This window comes from uncultured Methanobrevibacter sp., from assembly GCF_900314695.1.
Classification (GTDB): Archaea; Methanobacteriota; Methanobacteria; order Methanobacteriales; family Methanobacteriaceae; genus Methanocatella.
Window position 1 is genome coordinate 1 of record NZ_OMWD01000011.1, and the last position, 14,961, is coordinate 14,961.

Genomic DNA, 14,961 nt, shown 5'->3' on the forward strand with positions numbered 1-14,961 from the left:
ACTAATTTCCTTAGCCTGAGACTCAATAGTACTGTTCTGAATAGCTACAGTATCAGTAAGATTACTAATTTCCTTAGCCTGAGACTCAATAGTACTGTTTAACTCTTTAATGATTTCATTGAGTTCACTGATTATGTCAACTGTTGGTGTGACATTAACTGCAACTGTTCCAGTAGCTTTATTGAATTTTTCGTCACCTGCAAAGACAATATTCGCTGTGTAATTACCTGCAACTAAACCATCAACTAAAACAGTAGCTTTACCTTTATCAATGTCACCATAGAATTTTTTACCTTCAACATCTACTAAAATAAAGCCAGAATCAACATCAGGAATGTCAATTTCGATTGTTGAGGTGTTTCCTTCTTCGAATACTATTGGGTTTGCTGTGATTGAAGTTTCATCTTTAGAGACCGTGTATTCTTTGGTTGCCATGTCACTTTCGTAGTTTTTATCACCAGAATATGTGATATCGGCAACGTAGTCTCCTGCTTGATTGTTTAGATTAATGGTTATTGTTTCGTTTGCAGAAATGGTGTCTGCTTTTTTACCATTAATTTTAACTGTAACTTCACCAGTAGCATCAGACGGTAAACTGATTGTTAATGTTACATCATCTTTTGTTGTAATATTTTCTACTGGTTCAACAATAGCATTCATTGAAGGATTTGCTTTATTAATTGTAATTGTAGCTGTTTTGGTAATATTAGTATGGTTTTCATCAGGATTTGTTGTTACAGTTAATGTGTATTTACCTGTGTTTAATTTTGGTAAGGTTATGTTGTCTCCGGATACTGTGACTGCTATTTCAGTGTTGTTTTCATCTGTTAATGTTGCAATAACATCTCCAGTTGAGTTTTCACATACTGCATTGATGACTGTTTCTGCCGCATAAGTGAATTCTTTATCCGGTATATCTAGACTGGAGTTTGCTTTATTGATTGTTAAATCAATTGTTTTTGAAACCCATTCATAGTTAGAATCAACTATTGTTGTTGCTTCTAAAGTGTATTTCCCTGCAGGTAAAGCATCTAAGTTAATAGTACCTGATTCACTTGAAGCAGTTGCAACTTCATCATCATCTTTGTTTAAGACACTGACGGTTACGCCATTTGCATTAGTCACATTAAATGGAATAACTATAACATCACCATAGGTAAATGCTGCATCTTCAATTTCAAGAACTGAATCTGCTTTATTAACTGTTACACTAGCTGGTTTATCTAAAGCCACATATTTATCATTACCACTGTAAGATACAGTTACACCGTATGTTGTTGCATTTAAGTTAGTGAAGTTTACAGTCATTGTTTGGTTTGCAGACATTTCTTTAGTGTCATTACCAAATTTGACAATAACTGTACCGTTAACATCATCAGGCAATGTGATAGATATTGTTGCATTATCACCAACTTTAACATCACCAGTTGCAACTTCAAAAGTATAATCACTTACTTTAGATACTGTTAAAGTAGTTGTGTTGAAACCAAATAAGTTATTTTCTGCTAAATTAATTTCAACATCATAAATACCTTCTTTTAAAGTATCTGGAACAGTGTAGACAATTGAATCTTTGCCGATGACTTCGACTCTTTCGGATTTATTGTAACTTCCATTGGAAACTGTTACAGTAACATTAGCAGTTATTGGTTGAGTGAAATTGAATGTAATATTTTGATCTTCACCATAGTAAATATTTACTGGATTGGCAGTGATGTTTACTTTAGTGAATTCTAATTCAATTTCTTCATTATGTAATGTAGCAGTTACTTTATGGGTTGAATTTGAACTGATATAAATAGCTCTGAAATTACCATTAATTAAAGTAGCCGTTTGATTAATATCACCAGTAGATGATTGTAAGTTAACAGTCATAGGTTGGAAGTTTTCCATACCATCTTGATCTTCAGTACCATTCCAAGTTAACTTACCAATAATTTCATATTGATCATTGCCCAAATAATTTTCAGATACTGAAAAGATTGCATATCTATTAACTGGGATAACATAAGTATCATTATAGGTTCCATCAGGATTTATTACGTTACCATGTGCTGGAGTAATATAAGGCGGAAGTGAATTTTGACCAAACCATACACTATCCATTGAAATATTGCACCCAATATATATGGATCCACCCAACATTTTACTGGTATCAGGTAAATTAAATACACAATATTCAAAAATGTGCACCATATTTTTAGTAAAACTTCCCTTGAATATTGTATTCCAAGTATTATGGATGTCAAATATACAATTTATAAATTGAGAGTTATATTCTTCTGAACCAGTAATATAAGTTTTATCTGTAAATCCAATAAATGAACAATTATTAAATATCCCTAAATTAGCAGAACCATAAAATGGAAAAAAATAAAAATATGCAGAATTCTTATCTGATATATATGTACCCAGTTTATTATTACGCCCAGTTATATCAAAAATTATATTTGAAAAAGTAAAATTTGATAAAGAGGATGTTAATCCAAATGCTTCAGCATGATTTGTATTTTTAGTAAGTTTAGTATCACTATAAAGATTTGTTATAATAACCTTACCACCAATACCTTCAATATGCAAATTTGTGGTATTGAAATTTAATTGCGCACCTAATTTATATGTACCATTAAAAACTTTAACTGTGACTTTCTCTTGGCCATTAATATTATCACATGCTAAAGAAAAATTAGAAAATGGATTTTCATAAGATCCATTCCCACCAATAGTACTATTATTATTACCCACGTAAATAACGTATCCTTCATCAATATTTTGACCATCTACACCATAATTTAATTCATCATCTACCACTTGATTCAAATCCACCTCCTCAGAGGAAACAGATAGCAGTTCATTTTCATTGCCAATATTTAACACAGTATCATTAAAATCATCTAAATTAGAAGCTGAAATAACATTAAATGAACTGAACAATACAACAAATATAACAAATATTAATATTAAATGTTTAGTTACCATTTGAATCAAAATTTAAAGAAAGAAATATTTTAAGTAATATTTCAATTATTAATTCCGACATCTGCAGTAGGTGCAAATATTGCATCATTACCAGTATTTGGAGTTGAAGAATTTGTTATTGCTTCTAAAGTATTATCGTTAATATCCCCAGTTACACTAGTATCATTCATTAAATAAACTGCATAATCCCCGTTATATACAGTTACATTATTATCATGAATATTATAATAATGTTGACTGTAAGTATTTTGACAATAACTTATACCATATGCACAATAATTTTTATGATAACCTGCAGTATTATTCACAGTTACAGTATTACCATATACAGTTGCATAAGTATCTTGTAATTCCATACCTGATACTAATGACCATTCGTCACTACCTGCTTTACCAGTTACAGAAATATGATTACCGCAAACAGTAATGTTAGTTTTACCATAATAGTTTTGAGAGTAAATACCTAAATTAGGACCATTATTTTTTGTAGTTAAAGTGTTATTACATATTTTTACACCAGTGTGTGGACCAGTGAGTTGTATACAGTATGCTGCACCAGTTCCATTACCACCTACTTGACCACCAGATTTATTACCATTCATATCAACAGTGTTACTGCAGATTGTTATATTAGTACATGAATATACATCAATTCCATAAATATAACTTGCATTATTTGCAGGTGTTACTGGATCAGTTTCATAAATATTATTTCCACGTATTTTAGCATTTGGAGATTGTGCTATGATAAATGCATCTAATGTTGGGTAATCTCCAACACGTCTATTTCCAATTACAGTTAAATTATTTTTATCAAATTTTAAATTGTTACAATATTCAATTGCCGCACCGGCAACATAATCAGCATATATGGAACCAGATAGAGTCCAATTAACTTGTTTGAGTGGGACGTTTGCATTAATTTCATTTCCATATATTGTTAAGTTTTGACTATGTCCTGCTTTTATTACATAATTATAGTTTGCAGCATTATCATAGTTACAGGTATAATTTACTTTATTGTTTATTACAATAGCATTATTTGCATTTTGAATGTCAATTGCAAAACAGTTATCATATTGAGGAGCGTTAACAACTATTGTTGCGCCATTCAAAACTATTCCATTATGCAATAATTCAAATCCCATATTATTAAATGTGGATCCTGTTGCGGTAACTGTTATTGCTTGATTAAACTTAAGAGTTGTATAAGTATTTGAAGCAAAATTTCCATTAAATATTACTTCATCCACATTTGCATCATTAAATACACCATTTGTGAATTTAGTTGTATAATTGCTTGGAGTTAATGTAATTTTATTTGTACCGCTTGGTATAGTAGGTACTTCAATCACACAATTGCAATCATTACAATCACAACCTCCAGTGCCCCGATCTTGTTCGACTTCCTCAACTGAGTCAACAGTATCATCTATTTCAATGACAGCTGTATCATCAGGTACGGTAATGTTGTCTGCATCTGTTGCGCTTACTGCGCTTACACAGCAGATTAACATTACTAACATTGACATAAGTAGTATTGTTTTAGACATACTCTTCATCTTAATAACCTCGTTTTTCTAGAAGATTTTGACGAATCCAATTTTTGGAATCTGCCAAAATCAAGGTTCTTTTTCAAAAAGAGTTTCAATCTGCTCGCCAAAATGTTATACATTGTATCAATGTCTCGGACATTACTTCTTTTATAAAAGTTTTGATTATTTGTTTAAACATTGAGATTCTGATTGCGAATTCGTATTTTTATTTTTTGGTGATGATTATTCGGCAGTTAAATAAATAATGTGTTTTCAGCTTTTTTTATCTATTTTAAGTGAGAGTAATATTTAGTTTACATCGATTTTTCAGGACGGCTTTCTGGTTGTATTTAAAAATGGCTTTAAAAATTTGGTAAATTCCTTAATACATGTGTTTACAGTCTGAAGTTATGAATTGAATGCTTTTAATTAAGTTTGGATTGATTGAGGAAATATTATCGATTAACTTGTGGTAAACAAGTGGATAATGTAAGATTTATTTAACGTTTTTTGAAATTTTGTTGAATTTGCGATTTTTCATGCAGGCAGTTAAATTTTCTAAAAGAATCCCTTTTCGTTTAAAATGAGTAATTAAATATTATAATGGAGTATTTTTTTATGAATCTGTTTTAAGATCTTTAATATTTCTTTTTGCAAAAAAATCATTTAAATTTGTCAATTTAACACCTTTTAAAAAATTCAAGCATGATTGAATAATGGGAAAGTATATATTAATAAATGGATAAATAATATCATATGTATAGATGCTAAAGTTATCTGTACTAAATTAGGTTTTATGTAAATTTAAGTTTAATTTAATAAAAAACAAAAACTTAAAGCTTGATTTGATTAATTCAAAAGGAATTCAATTAAAGTTTAAAAATAAGATACATTGATACAATGCCTAGGACACTATCACAGTCATCAAAAATCAGGTGTGATTTTTAAAAACCAAAAGGAAAAAAAACATTTTCCCAAAAAATCCTATTAATCTCGAGTGATTGAAAGCAAATAAAAAGATTGAAATTAAGCATTTTTTAATTTTTTGTTGAGGTCTAAAAAAAATACATTAATACAAGCCAAAAACATTATTACTTTCTCTTTAATAGGATGTAAAATAATTTTTTTATTTTACGGTTTTAACTTTTTTATCTTTTAGTATAAATATCTACTCTTAAATTTATTGAGAAATCATCATGACACAAAAAGAAGAATGGATGACATTTCAAAAAGCAAAAGCATAGATGAAGTGAGAAACACCAAGGAGTATAAGGACTGGGTTAAAAGTATAAAAGAAAGGGATAATGAATGCTGCGTTTTATGCGGAGCCGACCAGCACCTGGAAGCCCATCACGTGTTCTCGTTTAAGAATTTTATACCCCTGCGTCTTGAGCCGGACAACGGCATAACCTTATGTCACTGGTGTCATAAAAAGTATCATACATTTTATAACCTTGAGAATACCAATCCCGTAACACTTCTGAAATTCTTTAAGGATTTCAGGTTTTAGATAATCAAACATTTAAATAATATTTTTGAGTCAGGACAAACTGGTAAAATCAGAAGTTATCTTCAATCCGAACGATTCTACTAATAGTGGAATCGTTATTATAAACCTCGATGCGAAATCACAAACAATATATACAACCTGAACACCCTAATCTTGGTTGACCCTCGTGTAAACAGCAAACAGGCAACATACTTTCGCAGATGGGCAACAAGCGTGCTTAAGGAGTATATTGTAAAAGGTTTTGCACTGGATGATGAATTATTAAAAAAAGGCACAAGATTCGGGAAAGATTACTTTGACCATTTGCTTTAAGAATCCGTGAAATCCGTGCATCAGAGAGAAGATTCAATCAAAAAATCACTGATTTGTATGCAACAAGTGCAGACTCAGATTTTCATTTCATCAACAACTCATCTAAAATTACCTTGTTTTTTACACTATTGGAAACACCATTATAACCTGGGAATAAAAACTCTTCTGAATAATCATCTTCATATATTTTTTTTAGAATTTTAGGTTTTAATTTTGAAGGAATGATAAATTTATAAAATATTTTTTCTCCTTCAGGAACGTCAGAATCTGTTAATCCATGAGATCTAGTTAATGATTCACCACTGAAATTATTATCATTATTTTTTTTAAAATCATCAATAATTATATCATCAAATGATTTTTCATCTTGATTATACAAATCATTTATAATAAATGTAAAAAATCCTTTTTGAGCAGTTAAATTAGGATTTGAATAATATTCTGGCCTATAAAATCTTAATTTAAATTTTTCACCTGTCCTATTATTTTTATGATTGAAAGGATAAAATAATTTATAATTAAATGCCCATAAAACACCATCTGCCTCTTCATAATCTTTATCTTTATAATTTAAAATATCAGAAACAGCAAAATATATTGAAGATTTATAATCATATGACCAATCTAAAAATCTTGTAGGCATCCCATAGTGTTGAGCTAATCCAATAATTTCATAAAAGCTTTCTCTTGGCCAATAATCTTCAGGATAGTAGAAATCAGAATTGTCTATTAAATCACGAATCTCTTGATTAATATTAATTTTTAAACCAGTTTTATCTGCACGATTAATGAATTTCATTAAAACATTACACTCTTTTTTAATCTGCAACCTATTTAAACTGATATCATCAAACCACCCATCTCTTGGAGTTTCATAATATTTATTGGTCCTTAAATAATATTCTCCACCGTATTTCTCAAGGTCATCTTGAGGGATTGAATATTCCCTAATTTGAGCATTAGTAACTCGATATGGAAATGTTTCCTTTGGCGAAATAGCTTCATTTAAATCAGCCCCATCATTCCTTAACGATTTTGGACATAACGGATATGATTCTTTCTTTATTCCTCTAAAAATACATTTTCCATGTATATTCTCAATTTCATCACGACCCTCTATTAAATCAAAAAGTTCATAACAGTTTTTGATTTTATGTTCCCAAATATATTTTTCATCAACCATAATATAAGTGTATGATAATAACTATAATAAATTTATTAAATTCATTATTACTTAAAATTCAATAAAAAGTTTATATCCGTGTTATCGGGTTCAATATACATAAATTGATTCCTCATACTAAAATTATTGATTTTGAATGGAAACTTAAATTCTATTAAACCATTTATTCTGATGGCATACGCTTCATTATCTTTAAAATAATTGTTAAAATCCTTTTTTAACCAATTAGATTTATTATGATATTTTTCCCAGATCAAATTAGGAGAATTCTTAATGATTTCATTAGCTTTGAAATATCCTTTAATTTCTTGGGATTCCGGCGAATAAATATAAATATTTTCAATTTCTGAATTAAAATTGAACTTACCAAATAAATAATTTATCTTTCTTTGAAATATGTCCTCACAATTCTTAATTTTTAGCAAGATATTCTTTTTAGGTTTTTTATCACTTTCATTCTTTATATTTTCTAACATGACTCGATTTCCCATATTTTGTATAACCCTACCATATCCCGGAAATAAAGTATCTTCAGAATAACCTTCTTTATATAATTCTTCTAGGATATCTAACTTAGCATTTTTAGAAATTACGAATTTATAAAAGATTATATCATTTTCAGTTATTTCAGGAGGGATTAATATTAAGTCTTTTCCATTGTCAAAAACAGTCTTTTTATTCTTTTTTCCAATATTTTTAATTTCATTACAGATTGCCTGATCTAACGGACAGTCTAAGATTTCATCAACCGGATTTATTAAAAATGTGAATAATCCTTTTTGAGCTCTTAAATTTGGATTTGAATGATATTCTGGTCTATAAAATCGTAACTTATACTCATTTGATTCATTATAATTATCTTCAAATAATCTATAATTCAATGCCCAGATAACCCCATCATTATTTTTATTTTCTAAAATGTCCTTTACGGCAAAATATAATGCTACATGATAATCATAAGTCCAGTCAAGAGCACAAGTTGGTAAATTATAATGTTGAGCTAAAGAAATTATTTCAAAAAAGGACTTTTTTGGCCAGAATGTAATTTTATCAGGATTCAAATAATTATGTATTTTACTTCTGGTCTCATAACTGGTATTAATTTTTAATCCATTTTTATCGGCAATATTTAAAAATTTCAATAAAGCATATGTTTCTCTTTTGATTTGTAAATAATTTTTATTTTTTAAATACTCTCTATAGTTATCAAAAAAAGGATGATGATTTTTGTCAAATAAAATCAATTTTCCATAACCTAAATCAGTATGCACCTGCTCTTCTAAAAAATTAGAATTAACATCCTCATTACTAATCAAAACTAAAAAACCTAAATCTCCACCAACATAATCATTTACAATAGGTTGATTGAGATCATCTTTTCTTAAAGCAGAAGGTACTAATTCATATTCAAAATTCGATAAACCTCTAAAAATAAAATTATCCCTAAGATCCCCACATTTATCCGTTTTTCCTTTAATATGATTAACTAAATCATCATAACTATCAATCTTTATCTCAATAATGTTGTTTGTAGATTCCATAATTATTCTATAAATTTAATAAATTATTATTCTTTTGTTAAATACATTAAATCCTAAAAAATAACTAAAATAATTATAATTTAATAAGAAAAATGTCTTATTTCAAAATAATCTTTCAAAACATGTTAAAAAGAAGAATAACATCCTAACGTAAACATTGATAAACTTTTTTTGAAGAATAACCATCAAATGAAAAATACATCCAATCTTACAATCCAAACAGATATGTTCTAACATATGCATTAAGATAAACTTTATAAAACAGGATTAATTGAAGGTGAAATACAACTCAGATAAAAAAAATAATAATATGAATTTCACATATATTATTAATTGAAAATCTTCTTTAATTTAAAGGTGGGTAATATGGATAAAATTTTCATAAATTTAAAAAATTGTCACGGAATTAAGCAATTTAAACATGCATTTAATTTTGAAAGAACAGGAGTTAAAAATACGAATATTTCTTTAATTTATGCTCCAAATGGAATGATGAAAACCTCCTTTGCAAAAACTTTAAGAGATATAGGCAATAACGAATCCCCTCAAAATCAAATCAATGGCCAACCACCTCTTTATAATATTAAAATTTATGAAGATGATGATTCATTTGAAATAGATAATGAAGAGGTAAATAAAAGGATTTTTGTAATCGAATCCATGAACAGAGACTTTTCTTTTGAAAACACAACTCCCTTAATTTCAAATAAACAATCAAGAGATGAATACAATGAAATTTTTAATGACTTAATATCTAAAAAGAATGAATTTCTTAGTATTATAAAAAATAAAACCAAGATATCTGTTCCTCGAAATGAAGATCCGTATGACTTTATTGAAAATAAAATAAATAACGATTTGAATAATGATTCCGAATCATTTCTAGAATTTTTATTTTCATTTTCAGAAGAGTTAGAAAATGATGATTTCCCACTTGATATTAATTCAATAAAATATTCTGATTTATTTGATGATGGTATTATAAAATTATTAAAAGAAGAAGATATTCAAAATAACATTGAATCATTTTCTAATAATCTAAATAGGCTTCTTTCAAAATCTAAAATTTATGATGTTGAGCATTTTAATCATAATCATGCTAGTGATTTAGCCAAAGCCATTAAAAAAAATAATTTATTTGAGGTTGGTCATCAAATTAATTTCAAGGGCGTTAGAAAAAATGTATCTGATTATAAGGAATTAAATAAATTATTAAACAAACAAATGGATAAAATTTTTAAAGATGCCTCATTAAAGGATGATTTTGAAAATATCAATAAAAAATTTTCCAATGCAAAAACAAAGAATTTCCAAAATATTTTAGTTGAGCACAAAGAAATTATACCTTATCTTGACGATATCGATAATTTTAAGAAATCATATTGGATTGCAGTTTTTAATTCAGAAAAAGAACAGTTTTTCACAATTATTAATGAGTATAATGATAAACATTCAGAGTTAGACAGAATTAGATTAGATGCTTTAAATGAACAGACAGAATGGCAAAAGATTATTGAAATATTTAATAAAAGATTTCATGTTCCATTTACACTGAAATTGGAGAATAAAGAAGATGTCATATTAAAAGAAGATACTCCTCGAATATCATTTTATTATGAATACAATGATGAACCAATAGAAATTTCATTAGACACCCTGAAAGAAATATCCAGTGCAGGACAGGAAAGGGCGATGTATTTGTTAGATATATTATATCAAATCGAAGCTAAAAAAAGCGATAAAGATACACTACTAATTTTTGATGATATAGCGGATTCTTTTGATTATGATAACAAATATGCGATAATTGAATACATTTATGAGTTATCAAAAAGAGATGACTTTAAAATTATTCTGCTAACACATAATTTCGACTTTTTTAGAGCATTAAAATCTAGATTGAATTGTAAATACACTTATTTTGCAAGTAAAACCGAATATGGTATTATAAAGTTAGAGGATAACAATTTTGAATCATCAAATAATATCTTTGTTGAAATCCGAAAAAGAATTGAAGAAAACCCTGAAGAACATATTCGTGACATCCTGGCATTAATACCATTTATTCGGAATTTATATGAATATAATGGAAATCAAGAAAATTTTCTAAAGTTAACTAAAATCCTACATTATGATTTTGATTATAATGAAGTTCCTTTAAATTCACTGACTAATATCTACTCAGAATGGAACATTCAAATCCCCAACAATACTGAAAAAATATATCAGTTAATTTTTCAGGAAGCTGAAGAAATTACACAAACACGAACAACAAAAATCAATATCGTCAACAAGCTCGTTTTATCAATGGCTATTAGATTAAAAGCTGAAAAATTCATGCTTGATTATTTAAATATTACAGATACATCAGAATTTGATAAAAATCAAACTAGATCATTATTTAATATGTTTAAAGTGAATTCTAATGAAAATAAAGATATTGAAATACTTGAACGTGTTGCAATAATGACACCTGAAAATATCCACGTCAATTCATTTATGTATGAACCATTATTGGATATGAGTGATGCAGCTTTAAAGGACTTGTATTCAGATGTTTTAGATTTAATTGATAGTTACAATAATTCATAATATATAATACTAGGGCAAATGACTTATTTTATAAACAGTGAAATTATGTTTGTGGATACAAACCATATGAAAATGCCTTGAAATAAGTTTATCCATTATGTTTTCAAATGTCTAGTAATCAAATAACTTGTAGTGAAATATAGTATATATCAAAAAAATTACTTTGCAAATGCTCTCTCTAATTCTTTATATACATTATAAACATACTTACTATATATAATAATATATTAAAAGAGGTTATTTATGTCAAGTGAAAAATTACTAGAAGTAAATGAAAATATTTTATCTGAATTAACCAAATTAAGAAAAGAAGTTACTGAGATTAAAAAAGGATTGAATAAATCTAATTCAAACAAACAAAAAAATACAGAATCCCATGAGGATTTATTTGATACTGAAAAAATGAAAAAAATAATTTCAGAATATGAGATGTACAATATTCATGATTTCATGGATTTGCTTGAAAATTTAAAAGATGGAAAACCTATTAATAATTATTCCTCTGAGGATAACAAAATATCTAGAAAGTTATATACTGAAATTTGTGAGTTGTTAACTAATATTAAAAATGGGGATTATGATTCAATTTTTAAACTCGATGAAAAATTCATATCTGATGAGGATTCCCCTGAGGAATAATACCATTAATATTTTCAGAACAGGCAATGACAATTATGGCGAATATAATGAAAAATCAATGCAAGGCATATATTAAAATTTACAATATTTAATTTTAATTATTTGGAGTTTAAAAAGACATATTATTAATTAATGAACTAAAAATCATCAATATATCCCCATACTCCAGATAATTAAGTTATACACTATTTAAAGGAGATTCATTTATAAATTAATAATATTTAAGTATTATTAATAATATAATTATTAAACAGTTCCGGAGGATTTTTATGTTAAATCATGTTGTTAATATTACCGACCAATATTTAGAAAAATTTCCCAAACCTGAAAGAAAAAACATTGGTCAGTTTTTCACTTCTAAAAATACTGCCGTTTTCATGGCAGATATGTTTAAGGAAAATATTAATAAAGACTTAACTATTTTAGATCCTGGTGCAGGTACTGGAATATTATCTGCCGCATTAATTGAAAGACTACAAAGTCTTAATTTGAATTCCATTCATCTAGTGATGTATGAAAATGATGAAAATATTCTACCAACATTAGAATCAAATTGCAGATATCTAATTAAATCTTCCAAAATTCCATTAACAATTGATTTAGTCAAAAAGAATTTTATTTTAGACAATGAATTTGAAAATTCCCTATTAAACTCCAATACCAAATTTGATTTAATCATTTCAAATCCTCCTTATAAAAAAATACCTAAAAAAGCTCCTGAATCCCAGAAAATGTTAAATGTGGTTTACGGCGCTCCAAATTTATATTTTCTTTTCATGGCAATGTCTCTGCACCTTTTAAAAGAAGATGGTGAAATGGTATTTATCATACCTCGTAGCTGGACATCTGGAAATTATTTTAAAACCTTCAGGAAATACTTATTAAGAAATGGGGAAATTAACAATATCCATTTATTTATCAATAGAAATAATTTATTTAAGCAGGATTCCATTCTCCAAGAAACAATAATCGTTAAAGTTTCTAAAAGCCATAATAATCCTGAATTCATTAATGTTTCCTCATCAAATGATTTCATGTTTGATGATTTGAAACGATTTAAGTTACCCTACGAATTATCCGTATCTAGAGACGATAATTCATTTATTTTTCTGCCGACAAATCAAAGCGAGGTTAATGTTTTAACTCTATTAAATAAATTTGAATATAGCCTCACTGATTTGGGAATTAAATTAAAAACAGGTTTAACAGTTGGCTTTAGAAATAAAGAGTTATTATCTGATTATCAATGCCCTCAATCCGTACCTATATTTTATCCATGCCATTTTAATGAAGGATTTGTTAAGTTTCCAGTTGACACTGATAAAAAACAATTTATTTTAAAAGATAAATCTAGTTTACTTCAGGACAATAAAAATTTCTTGTTTTTGAAAAGATTCACATCTAAAGAAGAAGAAAGAAGATTACAACCTGCAATATACCTACATGACTCTTTAAATGAATTTAATTATATTTCAACTGATAATAAAATTAATTTCATTGACACTATTAACAAAAATGATTATTTGACACTGCCTGAAATTTACGGATTATTCGCCCTATTCAATTCCACAATATATGACATGTATTACAGGATTTTAGACGGAAGTACACAAGTAAATGCTAGTGAAATTAATTCAATGCCTGTTCCAGATAGAAATTCATTAAAACAACTAGGTAATAAAATAATTCATTCCAGTAATTTAACAACCCCTTATTGTGATAAAATATTAGGAGAATTAATTTATGGATAATTTAGATTCTGCAAAAGAAATATTAAAAGCAATTGAAATGCCGGAACGACAACAAAATGACATCAGTGCTTATACACTATTAGCATTAGCAGATATTAGCCAAGACAAAAATTGGAGTCAATCCAATAATGATTGGATAGGAATACATGAGATTATACAATTCATATCCAATAATTATGATCAAACATATGCTGAAAATTCACGAGAATCTATTAGAAAAGATGCCATTCATCCATTTAGACATGCAGCAATAGTTAAAGATAATGGTGAAGCCACTAATTCTCCAAATTATAAATATAAATTAACAGATGAGTTTTTAAACTTAATACAAAGTTATGACACACCACAATGGGATAAATCTTTAAATGAATTTTTATCATCACATGAATCATTAATACGCATATATTCTTCTCAAAGAGAATTAACAAAAAAACCAGTACAGATTAATGGTGAAATTTTTAGTTTTACCTCTGGAGAACATAATGAACTACAAATACAAATCCTTGAAGAATTTGCCCCACGTTTTGCACCGGGAAGTGAATGTTTATATGTAGGAGATACTGCTAAAAAAGATTTATTCATTAACAATGAAAAATTAGAAGAATTAGGATTTGAAATTTCAACCCACAACAAAATGCCTGATGTTATTTTATATTGTGAAGAAAAAAATTGGATTTATTTTATTGAAGCTGTTACTTCAACAGGTCCAATGAATCCTAAAAGAATAATTGAAATTAACCAGTTAACTGAAAATGTTGATGCAGGAAAAATTTACATTACTGCATTTTTAGATTTCAAAACATTTAAAAAATTCGCAACCGATTTAGCTTGGGATAGTGAAGTTTGGATTGCTGATAATCCTGATCACTTAATCCATTTTAATGGGGACAGATTTTTAGGTCCAAGGTAAAAAAAAAAA

11 protein-coding genes are annotated in these 14,961 nt (G+C 27.6%); 7 read left to right on the top strand and 4 right to left on the bottom strand.

Going from position 1 to position 14,961, the window contains the following annotated elements; translation table 11 throughout:
* Nucleotides 1-2,979: hypothetical protein (locus QZN45_RS04765; protein WP_296811400.1), on the bottom strand; the 2,979-nt coding region annotated here is incomplete at its 3' end.
* 41 nt (nt 2,980-3,020) lie between these two features.
* Nucleotides 3,021-4,541, bottom strand: coding sequence for a hypothetical protein (locus QZN45_RS04770; protein ID WP_296811403.1), 1,521 nt, complete (start codon nt 4,539-4,541; stop codon nt 3,021-3,023).
* Between the two features lie 1,156 nt (nt 4,542-5,697).
* On the opposite strand from QZN45_RS04770, the gene QZN45_RS04775 reads away from it, so the two are divergent.
* The 3 genes from QZN45_RS04775 (at nt 5,698) to QZN45_RS11060 (ending at nt 6,482) form a co-directional block, all read left to right on the top strand.
* A complete protein-coding gene (locus tag QZN45_RS04775; RefSeq protein ID WP_296811406.1) occupies nt 5,698-6,024 on the top strand; it encodes an HNH endonuclease in 327 nt (108 codons plus the stop codon).
* 153 nt (nt 6,025-6,177) lie between these two features.
* A complete protein-coding gene (gene rhuM / locus QZN45_RS04780; protein ID WP_296811410.1) occupies nt 6,178-6,336 on the top strand; it encodes a RhuM family protein in 159 nt (52 codons plus the stop codon).
* Between the two features lie 11 nt (nt 6,337-6,347).
* Nucleotides 6,348-6,482 (top strand): hypothetical protein, encoded by a 135-nt coding sequence (locus tag QZN45_RS11060; RefSeq protein ID WP_342764027.1) that lies wholly within the window; start codon nt 6,348-6,350, stop codon nt 6,480-6,482.
* Here the strand turns inward: QZN45_RS11060 and QZN45_RS04785 are convergent.
* Nucleotides 6,419-7,519, bottom strand: a complete 1,101-nt coding sequence (locus QZN45_RS04785; protein WP_296811413.1) for an FRG domain-containing protein — start codon at nt 7,517-7,519, stop codon at nt 6,419-6,421. The two genes, QZN45_RS11060 and QZN45_RS04785, sit on opposite strands and share 64 nt — an antisense overlap.
* Before the next feature lie 47 nt (nt 7,520-7,566).
* Nucleotides 7,567-9,060, bottom strand: a complete 1,494-nt coding sequence (locus tag QZN45_RS04790; RefSeq protein ID WP_296811416.1) for an FRG domain-containing protein — start codon at nt 9,058-9,060, stop codon at nt 7,567-7,569.
* A 366-nt stretch (nt 9,061-9,426) separates the two neighbouring features.
* Between QZN45_RS04790 and QZN45_RS04795 the strand changes: the two genes are divergently transcribed.
* From QZN45_RS04795 to QZN45_RS04810, 4 genes are all read left to right on the top strand, one after another.
* A complete protein-coding gene (locus tag QZN45_RS04795) occupies nt 9,427-11,652 on the top strand; it encodes a hypothetical protein (RefSeq protein ID WP_296811419.1) in 2,226 nt (741 codons plus the stop codon).
* Nucleotides 11,653-11,895: 243 nt separating this feature from the next.
* Entirely contained in the window at nt 11,896-12,291 is a 396-nt protein-coding gene (locus QZN45_RS04800; protein WP_296811422.1) for a hypothetical protein, read from the top strand.
* Between the two features lie 269 nt (nt 12,292-12,560).
* The gene (locus QZN45_RS04805; protein WP_296811425.1) at nt 12,561-14,042 is read left to right on the top strand and encodes an Eco57I restriction-modification methylase domain-containing protein; all 1,482 of its coding nucleotides are present in this window, start codon (nt 12,561-12,563) and stop codon (nt 14,040-14,042) included.
* Entirely contained in the window at nt 14,035-14,952 is a 918-nt protein-coding gene (locus tag QZN45_RS04810) for a BsuBI/PstI family type II restriction endonuclease (protein ID WP_296811428.1), read from the top strand. Before QZN45_RS04805 ends, QZN45_RS04810 begins: the two co-directional genes overlap by 8 nt.
* The last annotated feature ends 9 nt before the right edge of the window (nt 14,953-14,961 follow it).